Annotated in this window: 16 protein-coding genes; 8 read left to right on the top strand and 8 right to left on the bottom strand. The window is 45.2% G+C overall.

The window, feature by feature from the left end:
- The first annotated feature begins 92 nt into the window (after window positions 1–92).
- A complete protein-coding gene (locus tag L6I86_RS07515) occupies window positions 93–395 on the top strand; it encodes a hypothetical protein (protein ID WP_236285946.1) in 303 nt (100 codons plus the stop codon).
- Between the two features lie 13 nt (window positions 396–408).
- Window positions 409–879: a hypothetical protein gene (locus L6I86_RS07510; RefSeq protein WP_236285945.1), complete on the top strand. Its 471-nt coding sequence runs from the start codon at window positions 409–411 to the stop codon at window positions 877–879.
- On the opposite strand, the gene L6I86_RS07505 is transcribed toward L6I86_RS07510, so the two are convergent.
- Window positions 876–2,492, bottom strand: coding sequence for a glycoside hydrolase family 26 protein (locus L6I86_RS07505; RefSeq protein ID WP_236285944.1), 1,617 nt, complete (start codon window positions 2,490–2,492; stop codon window positions 876–878). The two genes, L6I86_RS07510 and L6I86_RS07505, sit on opposite strands and share 4 nt — an antisense overlap.
- 147 nt (window positions 2,493–2,639) lie before the next feature.
- Entirely contained in the window at window positions 2,640–4,151 is a 1,512-nt protein-coding gene (gene arfA / locus L6I86_RS07500; protein ID WP_236285943.1) for an arabinosylfuranosidase ArfA, read from the bottom strand.
- Window positions 4,152–4,297: 146 nt separating this feature from the next.
- On the opposite strand from arfA, the gene L6I86_RS07495 reads away from it, so the two are divergent.
- The 6 genes from L6I86_RS07495 to L6I86_RS07470 all read left to right on the top strand — a co-directional run bounded on the left by L6I86_RS07495 (window position 4,298) and on the right by L6I86_RS07470 (window position 10,404).
- Entirely contained in the window at window positions 4,298–5,200 is a 903-nt protein-coding gene (locus L6I86_RS07495) for an ArsR/SmtB family transcription factor (RefSeq protein WP_236285942.1), read from the top strand.
- Window positions 5,201–5,343: 143 nt separating this feature from the next.
- On the top strand, window positions 5,344–6,105 hold the full coding sequence (locus tag L6I86_RS07490; protein ID WP_236285941.1) for a DUF975 family protein: 762 nt from the start codon (window positions 5,344–5,346) through the stop codon (window positions 6,103–6,105).
- A gap of 13 nt (window positions 6,106–6,118) precedes the next feature.
- Window positions 6,119–7,138 (top strand): hypothetical protein, encoded by a 1,020-nt coding sequence (locus L6I86_RS07485; RefSeq protein WP_236285940.1) that lies wholly within the window; start codon window positions 6,119–6,121, stop codon window positions 7,136–7,138.
- Entirely contained in the window at window positions 7,135–7,977 is an 843-nt protein-coding gene (locus L6I86_RS07480) for a hypothetical protein (RefSeq protein WP_236285939.1), read from the top strand. The genes L6I86_RS07485 and L6I86_RS07480 overlap by 4 nt, the downstream gene beginning before the upstream one ends.
- Window positions 7,978–8,144: 167 nt before the next feature.
- Window positions 8,145–8,423 (top strand): hypothetical protein, encoded by a 279-nt coding sequence (locus L6I86_RS07475; protein ID WP_057310523.1) that lies wholly within the window; start codon window positions 8,145–8,147, stop codon window positions 8,421–8,423.
- A 217-nt stretch (window positions 8,424–8,640) separates the two neighbouring features.
- On the top strand, window positions 8,641–10,404 hold the full coding sequence (locus L6I86_RS07470; protein ID WP_236285938.1) for a glycoside hydrolase family 2 protein: 1,764 nt from the start codon (window positions 8,641–8,643) through the stop codon (window positions 10,402–10,404).
- Window positions 10,405–10,499: 95 nt separating this feature from the next.
- Here L6I86_RS07470 and L6I86_RS07465 read toward each other — a convergent pair whose 3' ends face one another.
- From L6I86_RS07465 to L6I86_RS07440, 6 genes are all read right to left on the bottom strand, one after another.
- The gene (locus L6I86_RS07465) at window positions 10,500–12,185 is read right to left on the bottom strand and encodes a hypothetical protein (RefSeq protein ID WP_236285937.1); all 1,686 of its coding nucleotides are present in this window, start codon (window positions 12,183–12,185) and stop codon (window positions 10,500–10,502) included.
- The gene (locus tag L6I86_RS07460; RefSeq protein WP_476739353.1) at window positions 12,182–18,892 is read right to left on the bottom strand and encodes a DUF7507 domain-containing protein; all 6,711 of its coding nucleotides are present in this window, start codon (window positions 18,890–18,892) and stop codon (window positions 12,182–12,184) included. The genes L6I86_RS07465 and L6I86_RS07460 overlap by 4 nt, the downstream gene beginning before the upstream one ends.
- 136 nt (window positions 18,893–19,028) lie before the next feature.
- Entirely contained in the window at window positions 19,029–19,802 is a 774-nt protein-coding gene (locus tag L6I86_RS07455; RefSeq protein WP_236285935.1) for a class I SAM-dependent methyltransferase, read from the bottom strand.
- 162 nt (window positions 19,803–19,964) lie between these two features.
- A complete protein-coding gene (locus L6I86_RS07450) occupies window positions 19,965–20,840 on the bottom strand; it encodes a carbohydrate ABC transporter permease (protein ID WP_056616807.1) in 876 nt (291 codons plus the stop codon).
- Between the two features lie 16 nt (window positions 20,841–20,856).
- A complete protein-coding gene (locus L6I86_RS07445; RefSeq protein WP_236285934.1) occupies window positions 20,857–21,786 on the bottom strand; it encodes an ABC transporter permease in 930 nt (309 codons plus the stop codon).
- Between the two features lie 75 nt (window positions 21,787–21,861).
- Window positions 21,862–23,526, bottom strand: coding sequence for a type 2 periplasmic-binding domain-containing protein (locus L6I86_RS07440; protein WP_236285933.1), 1,665 nt, complete (start codon window positions 23,524–23,526; stop codon window positions 21,862–21,864).
- Window positions 23,527–23,814: the final 288 nt, after the last annotated feature.

The following is a 23,814-nucleotide window of genomic DNA, read 5'->3' as shown; positions in this document are numbered from 1 at the left end:
CGTGTGGCTCATTATTGACTACGTAAGCACCCCCTGAAATCGACGAAATTCGACGAATTGTATACAAGTTATTGCATAAGGAGTGAATCACGATGGCGAACAATTACAAACGCTTCATTCATAATCAATTCGAAAAAGCGAAGTCTACCGCATCCGAGTTCATTTCTTCAAGAAGCGTGGAACAAGATGAAGACATGATAGATCTCGACCCACGACATGTTGATCAGCTGAAAGAAATCGCCGATCTGCAGCATACAACCGTACAAGCAATCGTCAATGGACTTATTGCTCAATATCTGGCAAGCGACTCATACGAATTAACTCCCATCTCTGTGGATCAAAAGGAAGCAAATCCGCTGCTGTATTTAGATGGCATTTGCAAACAAGAGGATTAAGGAGGTCTGATCTATGGATAATCAATTGCATATTCAGGATGCCATTTTTCTAGATGAAACAGCTCTAGCCGCGTTAATGAATCCTGAAGACCCACGATACAACAAAGCACGTTCCATGTTTCTAGATTTGCATGATCTTGAACGTAATTACATGACGACGAACTCCATCGTATTCGATCTCCACGAATGGCTTCGTAATGAATACAGCTATGAGCAGGCAGAATATTTTCTGAAGGCGATTGAAAAAGCAGTAAGTAAAGGCAAGTTGGCGGTTATCTCAAGCGGCCCTGAATTCGAGGGGGAATCGCGTAGATTGCTAATGGACAGGCCCGAGCTCCGCTTCTCGCTTAGCGAAGCCCTTACGGCTGTGACCATGTCGTACTACCAGGTGAAACGCATTTTTACATTCAATCGTAATTTCATGATGCTTGCTAACTTGGATAAAGATATTCGCATAATTCCATCCTATCACTTTGGCAACTAAGGTGTAACGGAATTTGCACCCGTGATAGGCCCAACGACTGAATTGACAGCAGTCACTTCCATTTGGTCATTGTAAGCTACCACATACCAAGGTTCTGATGCCGATTCTGATTGAACTTGAATGTCAATTTCCCATGGAGCTTCATAACTGACGCCAAGCAATTGAGTGCCTTGGTAAATAGCGATTGCAAAAGGTGGTTTACCCTCTTCATTTGTAAGCTTGGGATAGACAAGGACGGTCTGTTGACCGCTAGGAAGAGAACGGTCTAAGACTGGTGTATAGCGGTATTGAATGGGATCTACCCCTGGCTCTACCTTACTTAGAAACCAATCGGATGCGATCAGCCGTTGATAATAGCCGTCCATAAATGGATTTTCGCCGATGTCATAGACATAATTCCCGTTCGTTCGAATCGCCTGAGCTTTGCTGAAATTAAAGTAGGTGATGGCTTTAACTTGAGGGAATAATCGTGGAAGCAGACCATACATGTAACCTAACTGGCTTTCTGCCCAACTCCAATAAGCTTGGTTAGTCGGCAAATACGTATGAGCAATAGCACCTTCAGAAATCATAATAGGTTTATGGCTATATCGTTTATAGAGAGGAGCGAAGGTATCGATCACGGTACCCTTTAGCTGCTCTTTTTCTGCTGAGAAAGGGGTGCTATATAACGAGAAGCCAACCCAATCCACGTAGGCGTCACCTGGATAGTAGCTATCGATCGTATCAGGTGGCCAGAAGTTTGGCGACCACACCATGGCGACATTAGGCGCTTCTTCGGCCATAATGTCGTGAATAAGACGGAATTTCTCAATATATAGTTGGGGCTCTCCATGCCATGGCACCCAAGCTCCGTTCATCTCTGAAGCATAACGCAGGAAAATGGGGATGCCGGAGGCTTTGGCTTCACGAGCGAAACGACGAACATATTCATCATCCTGCACATCGTTTAAGCCGAAACGCGGCTCCCATCCAATCTGGAGTGCGCCGTCAAGATCCTTCACTCTTTCGGCAGTACGCGCTGGGAAATAAGTGTTGGTATCGGTCTGTACCTTGCGCCACCCAACATAAGACAAATACAGCGCATGTTTGCGGCCGTAGACGTCTTCAATCTTTGTAACATCGTAGCCAACTCTGCGATCTGCCCCGAGCATGCCGATGTAAACCCCTGATGCAGGCTCATGTTTGGCTAGCGTTGAAGTTACAGGGGTAGCAGATTCAGCTGGTTTAAGGGGTTGAGCTGATAGAGGAACGCGGAGATAGAGTTCCATATTGGTTGAGGGTGTCTGGATATTAGGCTTATTAGGCGTAAATAAAGGTAGCGTTGGAAGTCCAGCCGCGTATAGATCGATCCTGTTGCGATAGGCTGCTGCGGTCTCTGTAAGTCCTGCTTGCTCGGATTTCTTCTCTTGGTTAACCCAATAGGTTAAGATATCTGGTTGCTTAGGTCGTGAAGAAGGGACAGCGGCAAGCGGATTATCCAGCTTGGCAATTGCATCAAGCGAACTTTGTTCGTGCGAATCGCCATCCGTCTTCATTATAAATAAGGGAATCGCGATACAGCTCGCCAAGCCGAGAAGGGCCGTAAGCACCCAGACAACTTTATTTCGCATGATAAAAGTTCCTCTCAAAGGGGATTCCTCTTAATTGTATGCCCTAACCTGAGAGGCGGTCAATGGCGCACACAAGATGAAAACGAGGGTTCCTCCACCACATACATGGTAAATGGGAATCCCTCGTTTATGGTGTCTAGCAATAGCTTATCCTTGTTTGGTTTGAAGGCGAATAACATTCCAAGATGCTTTGGTAAGGCTGCTTTTGACGTGTCCATTGTCCAGAACGGATAGACCGCCATGATGTGGCCTAACATGTTGTGGGTTAGCTTTTGTATTTACCGCTTTCAGATCTTCGTGTTCCAGCACGATGTGCTCGATCAAGCTAACTTCGCCGAAGCTGCGGAAGTCGAGGTCCAATTCCATAGCTTCTGAGAGATGGCGATTGACAGCAAAGACAGTAATATGACCTTGCTCCTCGTCGTACACGCAAATCGATTCCAGATAAGGGACATCTGTATAATCTTTGGAATCATATTTGGGTGAAGAATTGACGGTATGAAGGACAGTTCCTCGGCCATAGATGGAAGCATGAAGGAATGGATAGTAAGTCGTTTGCAGCCACAGCGGACCACCAGTTTCTGTCGTAATCGGTGCGATAACGTTAATCAATTGCGCCATACAAGCCATTTTGACACGATCAGCATGCTTGAGTAACGTAATAAGGAAACAGCCAACGGCTAGTGCATCCTCATGGGTATACACGTCTTCAAATTCGGGTGGAGCAATCTGCCAACGTTCTTCTGCGCGACTTGTCCCAACCGTATGCCAGACATTCCATTCATCTAAGGAGAGCATAAGCTTTTTCTTACTTCGCTTCTTGGCTTTCACATAATCACAAATGGCTGCGACACTGCTAATGAACTGATCTAAATTCAGTGATGTGGCAAGGAAATTGGATGTATCGTTGTTATTATTATTGTAATAGGCATGCAGCGACAGATAGTCAACATTGTCATAACTCAAATCCAGCACGGTAGCTTCCCAATCTGCAAAAGTACTCATACCGCTTGATGAGCTGCCACAAGCCACTAACTCGATGGTAGGATCTACCCAACGCATCACTTTTGCCGTTTCATTTGCGAGGCGACCATACTCAACAGCTGTCTTGGTGCCGATCTGCCAAGGCCCATCCATTTCGTTGCCAAGGCACCAGGTTTTGAAGCGATGAGGTTCCTTATAGCCATGTGAAATACGTAGATCACTATAGTAAGAGCCAGAAGGGTGATTACAGTACTCGATCAGATTTCTGGCATCGTCAATGCCGCGTGTGCCGAGATTAACCGCCATCATAACCTCTGAACCAACTAATTTCGCCCAATCCGCGAACTCATTCGTACCGACTTCATTGGTCTCCGTTGTCCACCACGCTAGTTCTAGCAATCGCTTACGGTCTTTCTTAGGGCCAACGCCATCCTCCCAATTATAACCAGAAACAAAGTTGCCACCTGGATAGCGAATAATCGGAACTTGCAGCGCGCGGATAGCTTCAATTGCATCTTGTCGGAAGCCATTCGCATCCGCAGTAGGGTGATCTGGTTCGTAAATACCACCATAAACAGCCCGTCCCAAGTGTTCGATAAAGGATCCATATAGACGAGGGTCAATTTGAGCTTTAACAAAACTTTTGTCGATGAGCATTTGTGAACGTAAAGACATGATCGATCGCTCCTTATATTAAGAATTAGCTTATTAGTGAATTCTTATTTATTGATTTCATCTATATTATGTACGATAATGGAGTTAGTCTTCAATAGTTATTTTGTAGGATTAATAAAATTACGTATTCTAAAGGGTGTTGATTAATGTATCTAAAGACGGATGCTGCGTCGCTTCAGGTGTATGAAGCATTGGCGAGTGAAGTTCGCCTGAAAATCATAGATAAACTATTTATCAAGGAAATGCATATTAAGGAACTTGCTGCCGAGCTCTATCTCAGTAATGCGATTGTCAGCAGCCATGTGAACAAACTCGAACAAGCCGGACTCGTAGGGAGTAAGATGAGGCGAGTTAACGGTGGTACCTACAAGTATTGCTATGTGAACACGTCCTATTTGCAAATCAAGCTCTCGCCAGAAAGAACCTCCTTGCACAAATATAAGGAAGTTTCCGTCCCTATAGGCCATTACACCGATTATGAAGCATGGCCGACTTGTGGATTGGCGACCACCGAGAAGATAATTGGCCACTATGATAATCCGACCTATTTTATGGATCCGGAAAGGGTAGATGCAGGTATTCTCTGGTTTGCGAAGGGGTTTGTCGAGTATAAAGTGCCCAATTACTTGTTAAAAGATGACAGTTTAAAGGAGATCGAAATTTCGCTGGAGATTGGATCGGAAGCTCCTCAAGTGAATGAAAACTGGCCCTCTGATATTTGTTTTACGTTAAATGATACGTTGCTTGGCACATGGACTAGTCCAGGCGATTATGGGGAAACGAGGGGGAAGCTAACGCCAGAGTGGTGGCATTCGGACGTGAATCAGTACGGGCTGCTGAAGGTTCTTCGCATCACGGAAAGCGGCACGTATATGGATGGTCAACGTCTTTCAGATATCAGCATCACGGATCTGCGTGTTGATCCGAAGTACTGGGTATTTCGCATTAGCGCGGAGGATACGAAGCGTGGGCGCGGTGGTTTAACGCTTTTTGGCAAAGGATTCGGCAATTACGAGCAAGATATCTGGATGAGATGTTTTTATGAGTGAAGTTGGTGACACGGACCTAAGTAGGGTTTCGTGTTTTTTTATATGTAGAAGGACGGGCTGCTATTGGAAGAAAAAGGTACTGTTCTATGACATTCCGAGATAAAATAAGATGGTATATATGGATTTACCTGAGGAGGGATTGCGTGGATTGGTCACGTAAAGAGTTGAAGAGTAGAGCGAAACAAGTACTTCGAACATCGTATTGGAAAGCTTTTCTGGTAAGCTTACTGCTTGCCGTCGTTGGTGGCGGGGTTCCGAGTTGCAATTGGAATTCAAACAGTGGTTCGTCATCGTCCTTTAACTTAGGTAACTTAGATCTAGGCATGGGAGATATCTCGAATGGTGTAGGTGCACTGATTCTAGCTTTCATCGTTATGGTTGCGATTGTAGCTGGCTTGGCAGCACTTGCATTCAGTATTTTCGTGTTGAACCCGTTTAAGGTGAATGCGCAGCAATATTTTAAACAAGCCTCTCAAGGCAATGTCGACATGCACTATTTGCTCTACGCATTTGGCAAAGGGAGATATATAGGCACGGTTGTTAGCATGTTTTGGAGTTCTTTACTTAATTTTTTATGGTATTTATTACTCATCATTCCAGGCATAGTGAAGTCCTATGCATACAGTATGGTTCCGTATATCCTTGGTGATAATCCGACAATTGGTCGGAAAAGAGCCGTTCAACTCAGCAATCAGATGACGCGAGGCCATAAATGGCGGATGTTTGTGCTGGATCTCTCTTTTATTGGGTGGTTTCTCCTCGGTACCATTGCGCTTGGCGTAGGTGTGCTATTCGTATTACCGTATTATAATTCTACGAAAGCAGAGTTATATGTGGTATTGCGTCAGCAGGCATTATATGATGGACTGAGTAACCCAGAAGAATTGAATTTACCCATTTCATAAGGAGCTGATTGTTTTGTCTGTCCAAGTAGCGGTGAGTAAGTCGCAAGCAACCACGACGACGTCCAAGCATTCGATCACGATGATCATGGGCATGTGGCTTATCATTGGTTTATTTATTGATGGCTTCGTCCATAATCACGGTGCGGTAGAAACCTTTTTTACACCGTGGCACGCGATTCTTTACTCTGGCTATTTGGCTTGTGCGGTGTGGATTTTTATGATGATTCGTTCGAACAAAATCAGCTCTCAATCGACCTCATGGTTCGCAGCGATTCCCGTCGGCTATAAACTTGGTGTTGCGGGGGTCATTCTTTTCTTTGTAGGTGGGCTTGGTGATATGTACTGGCATACGGTATTTGGGATTGAAAAAAATATCGAAGCCCTGCTTAGCCCTACGCATCTTCTGCTCCTGTCTGGTGCCTTAATGATTCTGACAAGTCCCTACCGTGCGATCAGCGCTGCTGAAAAGGGGACTGCACCGACGTTTCGCCAATTGTTACCGGCGTTAACTTCGATAGGACTAACCTTTACGGTGTTCGCCTTCTTCCTTATGTACGCATGGTCCTTTCGGCAGAATCTATGGATGGCCAGAGGTGAGGATGCTATTGGAAGAGCTGTGGTGGATTTCCTCATTACGACGATGATTCTTGTGATTCCTTTGATGTTTGTATTGCGCAGATGGAAACTCCCGTTCGGTACGGTTACGTTCTTCTTTCTATTTGAGTCGATATTCCTGGCGGTGCTGGACGGATTTAGAGACTCTAGCTCGATTATCATTTTGCTTATCAGCGGTGTGATCGGTGATGTATTATTTCGAGAAATCAAGGAGCGGGACACTGCAGATTGGCGGTATAAAGCTGTCTTCTTTGTACTGCCTGTCTTGATCTGGGGGCTATATTTCGCACATTTGAAATTATTCGAAACGTTGAACTGGTCTCCAGAGCTCTGGGGTGGCTCGATCTTCCTATGTGCACTGTCCTCACTTGGTTTAAGCATTCTTGCAGGGCCGGTTTCATCCGTCAAAAGCCAATGAGATTAAAGCTATTGCCCTTAGCTTGCTTCGTTATACTCCTATCCGCTTGCGGTTCGTCAGGCACCACAACAATTGATATGTCCGATATGTCTGGCATGTCGAGTATGACGATGTCATCGTCATCCGTTACACATCAACATACGAGCGATGCAATTGCTCATTTTTCGGTGGATTCACCGAACTATTTACCGAAAGAGTTATCGAACATCACAATTCTGGTTCAAAATAAATGGAATCGCCCCATCGAGAAGTTCGATGTGATGCACGAGAAGCTCATGCACCTTATTGTGGTTAGCAAGGATTTGTCCTACTTCGAACACTTGCATCCCACCTATGCTGGCGCGGGGCGATTCGATGTCCAAGCGTCCTTCCCAGCTGGAGGTTACTATCAGCTTATTGCTGATTTCACGCCAACGGGTTTAGGGGAAAGTGTGCAGTCCCATTGGTTGACCATTAACGGGAAGGTGCCGAAGGCTGTGAAGCTGCAGCCGGACAAAAGCTTAACGAAGCAGGTCGGTGACAAGGAAGTCACCCTAGCCTTCGATCATCTCATGGCAGGCATGGAGCTGGACATGGTGTTCACGTTTAAGCAGGGAGCTGCCAAAACACCTGTAACGAATCTGCAACCATATCTTGGGAGTGTTGGACATGTAGTTGCCATTAGTGAGGATGGGAACGATTTTGTCCATGTACATCCGACGGATTCAGCAGCGACTTCAGGGCCAACCGCGGCGTTCAAGATTGTATTTCCTTCGAAAGGGATCTACAAAATTTGGGGCCAGTTTCAGCAAAATAACGAAGTGTTCATCGTCCCTTACGTAATTCATGTAAATTTGTAATATAAAAGAAATATAGTAGTCATCTGCCATACATGTAAGTCGGTTATAATAAAAGACGACCCCCTTTTAAAATATAAACCTTTAGGCCCGCAGCCCGTTGCTGTGGGTCTCTTTTTGTCCATCTATGGTACAATAGATTGCATACATCGAATAGGAGTGAGAGAAGAATGACTGCAGGCGTGAATGAGCAGGAGCTTTTACAATTCATCATCAGCAAGACGAAGGCAGATCCGAAACAGATTGAGTTAGTTTTAAAACATGAGAAAGCCTACATCGCCAAAGCGGAACAAGGCTCGAAAGGCGCTGTAGATATCGACAGCGATGATTTGATCGATCATATTCTAGGCCGTCCCGACGTGAAACTAAGTGAGCTTGCGGTGGATACGATTCTGGAAGCCGAGATGGAGTACTTGATGAAAAATGGCATGGCCGGTTACATCGACTAATTTATGATCTAAGGACCCTTACGTAGAGACTATCTATGTGGGGTCTTTTTGTATGTGAAGGGGAAGTAGAGTCACGAGAAGATACTTAAGAGTAACTTAAAAGTTAATTGAATAACGCGTATTGACTTTGATTTCGTACGGATGCATAATGAAAACAGGAATTATTACGTTATTTAGTTAACTTATAAATTATCTAATTGGAGGTTTTCCTTTACCAATGAGCAACCAACCGAGAGCTGAATATCCTAGACCGCAATTTGTACGAGATAGCTGGATCAACTTGAACGGAGAGTGGCAGTTCGAGTTCGACGATGCTTCCATAGGAACGAAAGAAAAATGGCATAAAGGTGAGAAAGCGTTCTCGCAGAAGATTCAAGTTCCTTTTACTTTCCAAAGTCAATTAAGCGGTATTGGCAGTAATGAATTCCACGATATCGTGTGGTACCGCCGCGAGCTGGAGATTCCACAATCTTTTGTCGGTAAACGAATTCTGCTGCATTTTGGTGCCGTGGATTATCTGGCATCGGTTTGGGTGAATGGCATTCTTGTAGCAACTCACGAAGGTGGTCATACGCCATTCCATGCGGATATTACGGAAGCGCTTCAAGCAGGGACGAATATGCTCGTTGTGAAGGCAGTGGATTTTAGCAAAGACGTAACACTACCTAGAGGAAAGCAGTACTGGAAAGCGGATTCCGCAAGTATTTTTTATACAAGAACTACAGGGATATGGCAAACGGTTTGGATGGAGGCTGTTTCTGAGAACGCCTACTTAGATAAGGTAAAGATGACGCCGGATATCGATGCGAAGCAAATCGAAATCAAATATGAAATCGAAGGAATCGACGCTCAATCGACGTCCAAATACCAGTTGAAGGTTGCTATATCTTTTAAAGGCGAGCTAGTTTCAGAAGATGTGTATGGGATTAGGAGCGGGACAGGAGCACGGAAGATACGTTTGAATGATTTTAATGATCATGGGCTTGGCGGATGGTGGACACCAGAGAAACCGAACTTATACGATGTCACGTTCACGCTGCTAGTCGATAATGAGGTTGAGGATGTTGTAGGAAGTTACTTCGGTATGCGCAAAGTTTCGATCGAGGATGGCAAATTGTGCCTGAATAATCGTCCTTATTTTCTGAAAATGGTACTGGATCAAGGCTATTTCCCTGATGGGAATTTGACGCCACCGAGCGACGATGCAATTAAACAAGATGTTGAGCTTACGAAGGCTATGGGCTTCAATGGTGCTCGGAAGCATCAGAAGCTGGAGGATCCAAGATTCCTGTACTGGTGCGACGTACTTGGGCTTGTAGTCTGGAGTGAAGCAGCGAATGCCTATGAGTACTCGGATAAATACGTAGGTCAATTTACCAAAGAATGGATTGCCTCGATGGAGCGTGATTATAATCACCCGTCGATTATTGCTTGGGTACCGCTCAATGAAAGCTGGGGTGTCCCGAACATCCAAATTGATAAACTACAGCAACAGCATGCTTTGACGATGTATCATTTGAGCAAATCGCTGGATCCTATGCGACCTGTTATCTCAAATGATGGATGGGAGTTGGTGACGACCGACTTATTCGCCATTCATGATTATGAGTGGAGGGAAGAGGTCTTGAGCGAGCGTTACAGCTCCAAGGAAAAGGCCGTTCATGCGATGCCGGCGAATCGACGTTTGTTTGTAGAAGGGTTTCCTTATCAAAATCAGCCGATCCTTGTCACCGAATTTGGCGGAATTGCCTACAAGAAGAGTGAATGGGAAGGCTGGGGTTACTCAGGTGCAGATAACGATGAAGACTATGAGCAAAAGCTGCGCGCCGTCATTCGTCCACTCTTGAACTCAGGCGTTGTGCAAGGCTACTGTTATACGCAATTGACGGATGTCGAGCAGGAAATCAATGGGTTGCTAACTTATGATCGCAAGCCGAAGATTCCTGTGGAAATCATCAAGGCGATTAATGATCGTAAGTAACAAAACAAGCCGAGGCTATTACAGCCTCGGCTTTGTTTGTTATGAAGGCGCGCTCGCGTAAGTCGGCAAAATCGACTTATACGCGATCTTCTCGGCTACTCCTCCGAATGTTCAATTCGAATGACGATGACATTTGAAAGCACAGTCCCTTTATGAACGGGCACATTCACTTGGTACTCAAACGTTGCAGGAACTTGAAGCGTGAGACGTCTCGCATTGGAATGATGAATAATCGAAGCATCATAGGTAATTTCACTGGTCGATCGTGGTTGCAGATTGCCTAGGAACAATGGCTGTTTCACATTGACTTCTTGGATGAGAATGCCATTTATCCGCAGGGAGCCCGGAATAAGTGTATTGAGTTGAGAGATCCAGTCGAGCACATTCACCTGATTCGCGGCTAAATTTCCAGTGTTGGCAACTAGAATTTGGTAATGAATGATCGTACCAGGCTCAGCATGACGAGGAGTAGCTGAGAGTAGAACATCCATGATAGGCAGTAAGAGTTCAACGCCCACTAGATTAGCTAACATCTGATTGGAGACGATGCGACCATCTGGCAGTTGATAAGTAAATAGAACATGAGCCTGACTAATTAGCAGCCTCTGATCCAAGGAAATGGCAAACGAATTGACAGTGACTTGGAATTTCACGAGGAATGACTTGTTGGGCTGCAACGTGCCAAGCGGTATGGAGCTTGGGAGAATCTTCTGACTATAGGGAACGCCATCTACGGTAAGACTTCCCACGACATAGAAGCTGCCTTGAGGAATGAAATCGGAAAGCTGAACCTCTGTGGCAATATTGCCATGATTGGTAATGGTAATGTCATACGTCAAAGTATCTCCAAGAGTTGCCTGAGGTTCAAGCACGGATTCAACCACAGTCAGGGCAGGATCGTACACGTGGATCGATATCGTATTCGAAACGATCTTTCCTTTGTCAACTTCGTTGGAATACGTTAAAACGGCTGAATTAACTATGCAATGGGATGTAGGCACGTGCATAATGGTAACTTGAAACTGAAGACAAACTTCCGAATGCGCAGGCATTTCTCCAAGCTTAATACCCACATTCGGATTTGCGGACGGGTAACTAACCTGATCGATTTTGACACTTCCGGGTACAAAGGCAACCCCGGCAGGCAATTCATCTTTAAAAAACGGATGATGGACCGGACAAGCTTCTTCATTCCTTATGGTGAAATAAAAAGTTACGGTGTCACCAACATACGTTGATGTTGTACTAGCATGTTTGGTGAATCTTATTTTCGTTTCTTTGAACGGAATGATGACTGTGTTGGACTTCGAGCTTCCTGAAACATCTCTACCTCCAGGTGTATGAAAGTAATAGACAGTGGTTGCTTGATTCTTAAGGCATCTACTGGCAGGTATTTCGAGAACGATGACTTGGAAGGTAACTTCAATGGTTTGGCATACATGCACGTTTCCAAGTGGAATGCCAGTATCAGGTTTGGCCATCGGCAGCGGGGTATTATCAACGATAACACTGTTTGGAATAAAGGTCGTACCTTCAGGCATGTTGTCAAAAAGGGTAACTTGTGCATCCAAGTTACCCTTATTGGCGATTGTCAAGGTATAGGTGATGATCTGGCCGAGAACGGCCAGATGGGTGTTTGCCTTTTTGAGCACAGTAATAATTGGACCAACCACAGGAGTATCTACAATGTTGGAGTAAGAATGGCTGGTCGAAGTGCCTGAACTGAATCTTACGACAGATTGATTTATAAGGTGATTTGCAGAGTGTGAGTCGGCCGTCATACGACCGTCACCTCGAATATAACCGTGACAAACGCACCGGCAGGAATCGTACCGATTGGAACGCCTGTGCTCGGATTCAGCGCTGGTTTGGATATGCCATCTACTTTTACGCTGCCTGGAATAAAGACGGTTCCTGTTGGAATAGGGTCCGTCAAAACGACGTTATTTACAGCTTCAATGCCGCTATTCGTAACAACGATTGTGTATGTAATCGTGTCGCCAACAATCGCATCAATGGCATTCGTGCTTTTCACAACGGTAACATTAGGTGCTGAAACAGGAATAATCAGAATATTGGAAAGGACGCTTCCTGATAACTGACGACCATCTGGCGGTGAGTACGTATAGTTCGCTGTCGCTTGATTGGATAGAAGTTGAGGAGATGGTAATGCATCGACAGTAACTTCAAGAGTAATTTTAACATCGACAGAATCACCTGGTGCAATAGTACCCGCGTTGATTCCTGTTGATGGGTCTACGCCTGGCTGAGTAACCCCATCGATGATGACGCTGTTAGGAACAAATGCCGTACCCGATGGGATGGAATCAAACACAGTAGCGACAGCCGGAAGATTTCCAGCATTATGGAGCGTTAGGGTGTAAATGATCGTATCGCCAACTGTGGCATTGGTTGTACTCGCGCTTTTCAGAACCGAGATAATCGGCTGATAGACTGGAATAATAACGGTGTTCGAGAAGGCTGATGCGGCGAAAGCGCCAGTTGTAAAGCTGACGGACGACTGATTGCTTAATTGCTGGGATGGTGGTAAAGCCGTTACGGTGACATTGAAGTTGACCGTTACCATGTTGCCAGGCAGAATGGAGCCAAGTGAGATGCCGTTCGCTGGATTTGCATTTGGTGCTACAACACCATTAATCGTGACGCTGCCAGGAATGAACGCTGTGAAAGCAGGAAGCTGATCAAAAAACTGCACATTGTTGACGGTAGATATACCACTATTTGCGATGGTAGCGGAATAAGTAATCGTATCGCCAACGACAGCATCGGTTGCTGTCGATGATTTGACAATCGTGACGTTAGGAGCGGAGACAGGGATGTTCACGGTATTGGAATTGATGGCCCCAGTTAGTACACGACCATCAGGTGGAGTAAAGGTGAAGTTGGCCGTTGCTATATTCGTTAGCAATTGCGGATTCGGTAAAGATACAATTACAACACCAAAGGTAACGATATCGGTAGCACCTGGCTGTGAAGTGAACGGAATGCCGACAGCAGGATCTGCTCCTGGTTGTGTCATGCCATTCAGGACGACACTGTTCGCTTGGAACATCGTACCGTTCGGAATCGTATCAACCAAGGATACGGATGCAGGATAATTACCAGTGTTCGAGACGTTGATTGTGTAAATAATCAGATCGCCAATCGTGGCGTTAGTCGTACTAGAACTCTTCACAGCAGCGAGAATCGGTTGATAAACAGGTGTTGTAATCGTGTTGGAGAACGTAACCGCTGAGAAAGCGCCAGACGTGAAACTGACTGTTCCATAGTTGTTCAATTGCGCAGGATCAGGTAAGGCCGTTACTTGGACATTAAATGTAATCGTGACCGTCGCACCCACTGCGATGGTGCCAAGACTAATCCCTGCCACAGGATTCGGTGGAACGGGAGGAGTTGGTGCTCCTGTAATAACAACACTGCCTGGAACGAACACTTCTCCAGTAGGCAATGGATCTGAGAAAACGACATTATTGATAGGAGCAAGACCATTGTTGGTGATAACGAAGGTATAGGGAATGATATCGTTAACGACAGCATCTGTAACCGTAGTGCTTTTGACAATGCTGACATCAGGAGAAGAAACAGAAATCGTAACCGTATTCGAATTCGTGCTTCGATTGAATATCCGACCATCTGGCAGCGTAAACGAATAAGCAGCCGTTGCGGTGTTAGTTAGAAGTTGTGGGTTTGGCAGTGAATCAATAATGATGGAGAAACTGACGGGAACTGTTGTCCCAGGATTAACGGTACCGATGGAAAAGCCTGTTGCAGGGTCGGCACCTGGCCAAGGCAGATTGCCAACGAATACGCTGTTCACAAGAAATGTCGTATTAGAAGGAATCGTATCAGTAATGAACACATCAGTTGCATAATTGCCTGTATTCGATACATTTAGGGTGTAGACAACGGTATCTCCAACCGTGGCATTCGTCGTGTTAGCACTTTTGAGAACAGCGATAACAGGCTGATAAATAGGTGTTGTTATCGTATTGGAAGTGGTTGTGCTCGAGAACGCACCGGATGTAAAGCTGACTGCTGAAAAATTATTGAATTGTGCAGGACTTGGCAATGAAGTAACGACGACATCGAAGGAAACGGTAACGGTTGCGCCTGCGTTAATCGTACCAAGAGTTACGCCAGTAGCCGGATTCGGTGGGACGACAGGCGTAGGTGCGCCGATGATAACCACGCTGCCTGGAACAAAGGTACCTCCTGTTGGGATTTGGTCAGAGAAGGAAACATTATTGATTGCAGTAATACCACTATTCGTTATGAGTGACGTGTAAGTGATAGTGTCACCAACAGTTAGCGCTGTGGATGTTGTGCTTTTAGCTACTAGAACATTCGGTGAAGAGACAGGGAATGAAACCGTGTTGGACGTAGACGTTCGCGTAACAACACGACCATCCGGTGGAATAAATGTGTAGGTGGCAGTTCCTGTATTACTGATTATTTGTGGACTAGGCAGGGTGTTAATGATAACCGAGAAGGAAATTGTTTTGGAGCTGCCGGCTGCAATCGTTCCAGCATTAATGCCAGTAACAGGATCAGCACCTGGCTGTGGCGTTCCATCTACGAGTGCACTATTCTGAACGAACGAGGTTCCAGCTGGAATCGAATCTGTTACGATGACGTCAGCTTGAAGATTCCCTGTATTCGTCGCTAAAATACTGTAAACAACGGTATCTCCAACTGTTGCATTTGCCGTATTGGCAGATTTCACCAACGTAAAATTAGCTTGAGTAACAGGCGTAACAACATTATTGGAAGAGGATGAACCAGAGAATGTTCCAGATGTGAAGCTGACACTGGATTGATTAATGATTTGTGGCGTTGGCATTGTGATTTTCACCTCAAATGTCACGGTAACTGGCGTATTGGGAGCCAGAGTACCGATTGGAATACCGGTGGACGGATTCGTGTTAGGCGAGGGTACGCCATTCACGATGACGCTTCCGGGAATGAATGAAGTGCTTACATCGGCAATGCTGGTCAAAATAACATTGTTGACGTTCGCAACACCTTGGTTGGTGACCACAACGGTGTAGATAACCGTGTCACCTTGAATCGCAGTGCTCACATTGGCAGTTTCCATCACCACGACGTTGGGAGCAGATACAGGGATCGATACCGTATTGGAACTGCCTGTTCCGGAGAGAGAACGCCCATCAGTGAGCGTAAATGTGTAGCTAGCTGTACCTTGGTCAACTAATTGCTGCGGGCTAGGCAGCGATTCTACAGTCACCAAAAAGGAGACATTCCTAGTACTACCTGCCGAGATGGTGCCGATAGGGATTCCGCTTACAGGGTCAACGCCTGGCAATGGTGCATTATCGACACTAACACTGTTCACGAGAAAGGAACTGCCAGCAGGAATATTATCAAAAATCGTAACAATTGCTGCTGTACTTCCGGTATTACGTACTTCAATTGTGTACGCAATGATATCGCCAATAACCGCTAAGGATTGACTAGCACTTTTGGTGAGAGAAATGATCGGCTGTTCGATGTAGGTGATGACGGTATTCGAAAAAGTTGCCCCAGAAAATGCGCCAGAAGTGAATGAGATACTGGCATGGTTTTCAGCCTGTGGCGGGTTGGGGACGGATGTGACAGTTCCACGAAAAACGACATGAGAATTGAGGCCAGGATTTAGAGAACCTAGCGTGTAACCAGACGTGGGGTCTGCCGTAAGTTTGGGAACACCATCTACGCTCACACTTCCGGGTAGGAAGGTAACACCATTCGGAAGCGCATCATTAATTACCACATTGGTAACTTGAACTACACTATTGTTAAGAATATCGAGGGAATAGATGAGAACATCGCCAATAGCTGCATAGGTCAGGTTTATGGTCTTAGTAACCAAAACATTCGGTGCAGAGGCAGGAATGTCGATCGTGTTGGACGTGGCACTTCCTGACAATATTCGCCCATCCGGTGGTTGATACGTGTAATTGGTAGTAGCCAAATTCGTGAGTCGTGGCGGCGATGGCAAGCTTTGCAAGACAACTTGGAAGGTAATGACCGTTGTTCCGGATGCTGCTAGTGAACCTGCGACGATGCCCGTAGCAGGATTCGAACCTGGGCTTGAAACACCATTTATCGTAACACTGCCTGCTACAAACGAAGTTGATGCGGATATAACATCGAAGATCGTTGGTTGCACAGTGATATTACCTTGATTGCTAACCGTAAGTGTGTAGGTCAGTGTATCGCCTACTGTAGCGTTCGTGCTATTCACACTTTTGGCTATCGAGACTTGGGGTTGAAAAACAGGTGTTGTAATCGTATTGGTTAACGAAGTTCCATTGAATGTACCTGACGAGTAAGAGACTCTTGCCTGATTAGATAATTGTCCTGAGGGTGGCAAGGAGACAACATTCACTTGGAAGGAGACCGTAACAGAACTCCCCGCAGCAATCGATCCAACACCAATTCCCCCATCTGGAACAGCGCTTGGCTTTGCAATTCCACCGACGAGTACACTTCCTGGAACGAATACAGCTCCCGTTGGTAACGTATCTGTCAGAACAACATTTGTAACGCTCTCTACACCTGAATTTGTGATTACAGTGCTGTATGTAAAAGTGTCGCCAACAACGGCATCGACTACTGGTGTGCTTTTGACTGCGCCCACGCTCGGTAATCGAACGGGGATTGTGAGTGTATTGGATTCTGCAGAGCCAGAAATCGTGCGGCCATCTGGTGGTTGGAACGTATATGTACTATTCGCTTTATTAATGATTTGTGAAGGCGAAGGGAGTACGAGAAGTAGAATATCGAAGGTAACGGTTGATGTTCCACCGGCGGCTACTGTCCCGATGTTGACTCCTGTCACGGGATTCGCACCAGGGATGGTGACGCCATTTACCTTAAAGCTGTTTGGAACATAGGATGTACCCGAAGGAATATTATCCGTAATGGTGACATTCGCTCCGATATTCCCTGTATTGGCGACTTGCAGTGTATACGTAACAGTACTGCCCACGGAACCATTGGCTGTGTTTGCGGATTTCACAATACCAATTTTGGGTGCATAAATGGGCGTAGTTACGGTATTCGATGGAATTACACCTGTAATTACAGGCCCCCCAGCGACACTTTGGAACGTAAATGCAGCATTCGCCATATTCCCAATCTGTTGAGGTGTCGGAATACTGGTGATCGTAGCTTTATATGTCACGATAATCGATGTACCGAAAGCAAGTGAGCCAAGCGGGGCGCCGGCAGTAATATCATAGGTGGGTTTGGCAACTCCAGCTACCGTAACGCTTCCAGGCACGAAGGTTGATCCCACGGGCAATGCATCGGACAAAACAATACTAGCCGCGCTGGCAGTTCCCGTATTGCTCGTCGTAACGGTATAGGTGATGGTATCGCCTAGAATGGCTCCAGTCACATTGGCGCTTTTGGTGACATTAATTTTGGGTGCATTAATATCTACCTGAATCCCATTGCCGTTCACCACATAGGCGTCCCCAGAGGTCGTTAATTGCAGTACGGCTGAGGACTGATTGTTAATGAGTCGTGCTGATACATCAATGTTGGTGATATCCCAACCTTGCCGTCCCCCGCTAATATTGGTACCAGGCGTTCCATTAATTTGATTGGAAGATCCGAAAGTACCTGTCGTATTAAGGTTTCCTGCGTCATTATTGATTTGCGAGGCAAAGAAGTTATTGGCAAAGTTGTTGGGTCCAGACAATGCGACTAATGAAGCGGTTGTAGGACCGAATAGAGCTTGGTCCCCTGTTCGATTGGCATCTCCTTCCTGGGCGCTGAATAACGCTCTGCCGCCTAAAGCTCCCGTAACTGGTGTAGCAAACCCCGTAATAGTTGTGTTGACAGGTGGTGATGTGGATTGTACGAGTACAGCACCAACGCGTAACGACATATTGCGAAAAGGCAAACTGGTGTTCTGGTAAATGACGGCAAGTGTCCAGCCAGCGTGGTTGGCAGTGGGATCATTGTTAACCACGATAGTTCCGACAACATTACCTGTAGTGTAAGTACCTGCCATTCCTTGATGGACTAATGTCGTGACATTGGCTGATCTGACATATCCAAGTGCCCCGTTGCCTAAGTCGAATTCATTCTTCGTTGCGTTGTCTGGCGTGATACTGGAGGTCCCTGAGGGTGTGGTAAAGGTGACCGCATTGTTAATAAAAGCAGTTAAGTTAACGTTGCCATTCACGTAAGAACCGCCCCAGATTAACTCAGCGTACAATATGGTGCTCCCAGCAGGAAGATTTAGTATGGCAGATGAATTGTTGAGCGTATATTGACTGGTTGTTCCTGATGGATAGGTTCCAAATTTGAGAGCTGTATTGGTCGTGATAAAAGCACCGATGCTGTCCTGGGTTCCCGGTTGGCCTGTAGTATCGGAACGGCTTAGACCAAGCGTATTTCCGGTGAACGTAATCGCGCCAGTTGCGTTGAGTGTGGCCCTGACGACGAGAGCTATGATCGTCACCCCCTAGTATTTGTACCGTTCCTTCCTTATTGGCGAGTAAACGGTGTGGTGATGGAAAGTAAAATAGGCCGATGGTCTTAAGATATGAGCAAAAACCGAAAACATGATCAACTGCAGATGAAAAATGTTACTTGTTTGTGCGGGGTTTCTTCTTAACCGTTTGTATTGTTTTTTTGGCTGGTTTTATTGACTCATAGAAAGAAGTTGGATTCACAGGTGAATCTTTTTTGGACAGAGGGGTGGTACCGAATTCTTCGAAACTTTCCCACACGTCGGGTGATTTTTGACGTCGGAGGGAAGGGACCCAGTGGGGTTCATCATACTTTTTTAGGCAGATCCGATGCCAATCATCTATGCGTAAGTCATTCTTAACGACAACGAAATGATACATGATTTCGCTAATCAGATTGGGTTGCACGTATTGCAACATGTCCAATTCATCCTGTTCATATAACGTGGTTGAAAAAGGCGGCTCATAGAAAAACTCCATGCGAACGAGGCGGAAATCAAAAGGAACTACATGCTCAAGGTACTCAGGCACAGGTGGGCAAATCGGACTGCCAGCTGGTTGAAGAAAGGTGTTTGTCAAATAGCGAGGCGTATATTCATCGAATTTTTGCTTCAAGTACGGATTCGACGTATGACGAAAATGATGAGCATAAGGGGAGAGAATGCATACAATCGCTTTGTGCGTACAAATCCGATAAAGCTCGGACATGACAGCGAATAAATCAGTTACATAGGGAAGACTGCGACTAGCCATGACAAATTCCACGGAATTATCGGGCAATGGAATGCCCTCGTTTATATCACATACCAAATCAACGCCTGGCAGCTCGGCGCGATCAATACCGTAGAAGTTCAAATGCTTGTGGTGACCGCAACCAAGATCGATATGCAAAGTGATTCCCCCTAACCAAGTATAAAAGTCATCTGCCATATAATGTATGTCCAGATTCCCACACAGACTCTGCGTCTGCCTAGCTATGTGAAATATTGAAACCTGTGCCTAAACACAAAAAAACGCCGTCCCTCCTGGCGGAGCGGACGACGTTTATGATAGTTACCCTTTAACAGCGCCGATCATGACGCCTTTCACGAAATACTTTTGAACGAACGGGTAGAGGATCAGAATCGGTACAGAGGCAACCATGATGGTGGCATACTTGATCGTTTCTCCGATCTGGTGTTGATCGGCAGCATTGGCGCCGGAAGACATCATATCCGTGTTATTAGCTATTAATATTTCCCGAAGGGTGAGCTGAAGCGGGTACAGTTCTCGATCTTTTAGGAAGATTGAAGCCCAGAACCATCCATTCCATTTCTCAACGGCATAATACAAGATCATAACCGCGATAACGGGCATGGAAAGCGGGATAATGATTTTAAATAGGATAACGAAATGGTTAGCACCGTCCATTTTGGCTGACTCTTCCAAACTCTCGGGAACGGCCATAAAGGCAGTACGCATTATAATTAAGTTAAACGTGTTGACGGCGAATGGTAAAATGGTAGCCCATAAGGAGTCGATTAGTCCGACACCTTTAACAACAAGATACATCGGAACAAGTCCACCGCTGAAAAACATGGTTAGAATTACGATGAAAATAAACACTTTGTTCCACATGACATTTTTACGGGAGAGCACATAGGCCCCTAATGCCGTGACTATGAGGTTGGTCGTAACACCAAAGACAAGAATAAATAAGGTGTTGCGGTAGCCTTGTAATATCGATGGATTTTTAAATACATTGTGGTAAGCTTCCAGACTGAAGCCCAGCGGGCGATAGAGCAAGCCTTTATGGGTGATAAGTTGCGCACCGTCGCTAATGGAAGCGAAAGTGACATAGATGAGCGGATAGAGTGTAACAATCACTAATAAAATCAATAGAACATGGTTCACGGTGTAAAACACGCGGTCTGAATAGCTGGTTTTCATCTAAGTCCCTCCTTCACTACCATAAGCTATTTTCACTAACTCGTTTACTAATTTTGTTGGCAGTTATGAGTAAAGCTAAATTGATTACGGAATTGAATAAACCAACCGCCGCACTATAGCTCCAACCAAATTCGAGCAAACCTTTGCGATAAACGAAGGAAGAAATAACATCAGCCGTATCGTAAGTACTAGGATTGTAAAGTAAGATAATTTTCTCGAAACCTACGTTGAGCAAATTCCCCATTCGAAGAATGAACATAATCGATATGGTTGGTAGAATACCAGGTAATGTGATGTGCCAAATGGATTTGAGTCGTGAGGCTCCGTCCATTTTCGCGGCTTCGTATTGCTCTTGATCGATGCCCATGAGTGCTGCTAAATAAATGATGGATTCCCAGCCAATTTTTTGCCAAATTTCAGACAACACATATATGGTTCGAAACAGCTCAGGCTTCTGCAGCATCGCTGTATCATTCGCGCCAAAATAAGTCAGTAACGTATTCACTACACCGCCGTTATTTGTAAAATCTTTAATCATCCCGGCAATGACGACTAGCGAGATAAAGTAAGGCATGTAAGTAACCGTTTGCACAAAACGTTGGAATCTTTTATTCGCCAGCTCATTAATGAGAATAGCTAAAATAATCGGGGCAGGAAATTCAAAACATAACGTATAGAGTGATATCAGAACTGTATTTTTGAGAATGCGCCAGAAATAATAACTGGTAAAGAAATCATGGAAGTTTTGGAATCCGATCCAGGGGCTGCCAAGTATCCCTTTAATCGGGGTGTACTCTTTGAACGCAATGATGGCTCCATACATCGGCGCATAGTGGAAGATAAAGTAGTAAGCCAGGACGGGAACCATCATCAGATACAAGTATTTATTCAATAGAAAATCGCGTTTAAAGCGTACAGAAAAGCTAGCCTCCGCTGTTTTACGCATCATATCTCTCCTTTCGCCGAGGAAAATGAATCCATGGAGATGAGGAGCTTGTGCTCCTCATCCCCATGTTAGATTCTAACGTTTGTTATAACGATCTAAGGATGCTTTCTTGATTTCGATTGCACGGTTCAATTTTACGGAATTGAATTTCTCCATATACTTGTCAAAGCTTTCAACCGGCTCTGTTCCCAGGATGATTTTCAGAGTCATTTCATCAACGATGGTGTTCAGATCTGTCATGATTTTAGCAAGCTCTGTACTTTCTTCTGGAGTTGCTGTAATTGGCGGCAATTTGTGCTTATCTACATCGGTTTTGGACCACGTGGTTAAAGCGTCTCGTTGTGTTTGCAAGGCCAGATATTGTTCGATATAGCGTTTATCCTGAATGAAAGGACCATTGTAGTTACCGCGGATATACATGGACATTGCTTGTGCTGGAGCTAATTTATCCGGATTTTTCATAAGCAAATCTGTGTATTTCGGATAGTTATTTTCCATATTATAGGAAACCCCAGGAGTTCCGAAGTTGAAGAATAGAGCGCCTTCGGTCGAATAACCATAATCAAGCAGCTTAGCAGTAGTTTCAATGTTCTTGGAAGTAGCTGTAATCGCTACAGATCCGCCGGGTGCATTCGCAGGGTCCTTTTGACTGTACATCGCGATGTCACCTTTTTTGAGAACGGGATATGGAGCTGCGATCAGCACACCTTTAGGATCTTTAGCTGAAATAAGCGGCTGCCATTTACCAATACCGCCACCAGCATTCCCTACAGTTACACCAGTAGCTCCTGACGCGATGTTCGCATCTAGGGATTTGCTGTCTGCCGTTGCAAAGTTCTTATCAATCAAACCTTCCGCATACCATTTGTGGAAAGTCGCAAGGAAGTCTTTGTAACCTTTCTCGGCAGGACCGAATTTAATCGCGCCTTTATCATCCATGTAGAAATCACGTGTGACACCGAAAGCACTTGCGAATGCACCGTTAGCCAATTCGTTGAATGGTCTAGGAACACTAACGACAGAGAAGGAAGCTGTAGCACCTTTTTTCTCTTTGAAAGCTTTGAGAGTGGTATACCACTCGTCAATCGTTTGAGGAACAGGAAGTCCTAATTCGTCCAACCAGTCCTTACGTACGATAGGTCCTTGGAAAACGCGCAGCAAATCGTCGCCGCGGATGAATGGGAAGACATAATAACTGCCATTGTCTGTTTTGACTTGCTTATCAATTTCTGGATGTTCTTTGAGATATTTCTTCAGGTTCGGTGCAAATTTATCAATGGTATCATTCAATTTGAGAATATATCCGTCTTTGATCGCTTTTTCAGGTCCGCCTGGGAATTTACCTTGGAAATCATATTCAATCATATCCGGTAAATCACCAGTTGCTAACATGACGTTAATGGCTTGATCCGCTTGGTTGGTCGGAGGTGCAGTAAACTTCATAGTAACGCCGGTGACTTTTTGCCAATTTTGAAAAAATGGTGTATCTGCATGTGTCCCTTTGACACCTGTTAAGTTCCCAGTAACCTCTCCCCAGTAGGTTAAGGTTTTGTCAGTTTTGAGCGGATACGTAACGGCTGCGCCAGCGGCTGGTGCTGTTGATGTTTTTGTCGCATCTGCTGATGCTGCTGGATTAGGCGTATTTGTCGTGGAAGAGTTGGATGAACAGGCAACAACTAAACTTCCCATTAAAGATGTGGTTACCAACATGGTGAACATTTTTTTACTGTTTCTTTTCATGTGTTGACCTCCTCAAAGTTTTTTGCCACATGTCTGGCAACGAAAGCGTGACTGGTGTTTCGCCAAATTGGCTGGCAGATGAGCTAATCTAAGCTAAGCTAAGCTGTACTGAGAAATTGACCAGAAAAACAGGCTTCGGAAGTCTTGGAATGTTGTTGCCTGTGCTATACCTCAACTATATGGTAACGCTTACATGATTGAAATCTCGAATATATCCAATATCGTCTTGATAAATACCGAAAGAATCTACAAAATATCCAATTCCTTCACGAAAAAAGCCAATTTCGG

The sequence above is a fragment of the Paenibacillus allorhizoplanae genome, from assembly GCF_927798215.1.
Classification (GTDB): domain Bacteria; phylum Bacillota; class Bacilli; order Paenibacillales; family NBRC-103111; genus Paenibacillus_E; species Paenibacillus_E allorhizoplanae.
This window is presented reverse-complemented; position numbering and strand designations above follow the sequence as displayed.

Coding starts and splice junctions, on each gene's coding strand:
- L6I86_RS07495 (WP_236285942.1), top strand. CDS start 4,298: ATGTATCTAAAGACGGATGCTGCGTCGCTTCAGGTGTATGAAGCATTG.
- L6I86_RS07510 (WP_236285945.1), top strand. CDS start 409: ATGGATAATCAATTGCATATTCAGGATGCCATTTTTCTAGATGAAACA.
- L6I86_RS07515 (WP_236285946.1), top strand. CDS start 93: ATGGCGAACAATTACAAACGCTTCATTCATAATCAATTCGAAAAAGCG.
- L6I86_RS07445 (WP_236285934.1), bottom strand. CDS start 21,786: ATGCGTAAAACAGCGGAGGCTAGCTTTTCTGTACGCTTTAAACGCGAT.
- L6I86_RS07470 (WP_236285938.1), top strand. CDS start 8,641: ATGAGCAACCAACCGAGAGCTGAATATCCTAGACCGCAATTTGTACGA.
- L6I86_RS07505 (WP_236285944.1), bottom strand. CDS start 2,492: ATGCGAAATAAAGTTGTCTGGGTGCTTACGGCCCTTCTCGGCTTGGCG.
- L6I86_RS07440 (WP_236285933.1), bottom strand. CDS start 23,526: ATGAAAAGAAACAGTAAAAAAATGTTCACCATGTTGGTAACCACATCT.
- L6I86_RS07475 (WP_057310523.1), top strand. CDS start 8,145: ATGACTGCAGGCGTGAATGAGCAGGAGCTTTTACAATTCATCATCAGC.
- L6I86_RS07450 (WP_056616807.1), bottom strand. CDS start 20,840: ATGAAAACCAGCTATTCAGACCGCGTGTTTTACACCGTGAACCATGTT.
- arfA (WP_236285943.1), bottom strand. CDS start 4,151: ATGTCTTTACGTTCACAAATGCTCATCGACAAAAGTTTTGTTAAAGCT.
- L6I86_RS07480 (WP_236285939.1), top strand. CDS start 7,135: ATGAGATTAAAGCTATTGCCCTTAGCTTGCTTCGTTATACTCCTATCC.
- L6I86_RS07465 (WP_236285937.1), bottom strand. CDS start 12,185: ATGACGGCCGACTCACACTCTGCAAATCACCTTATAAATCAATCTGTC.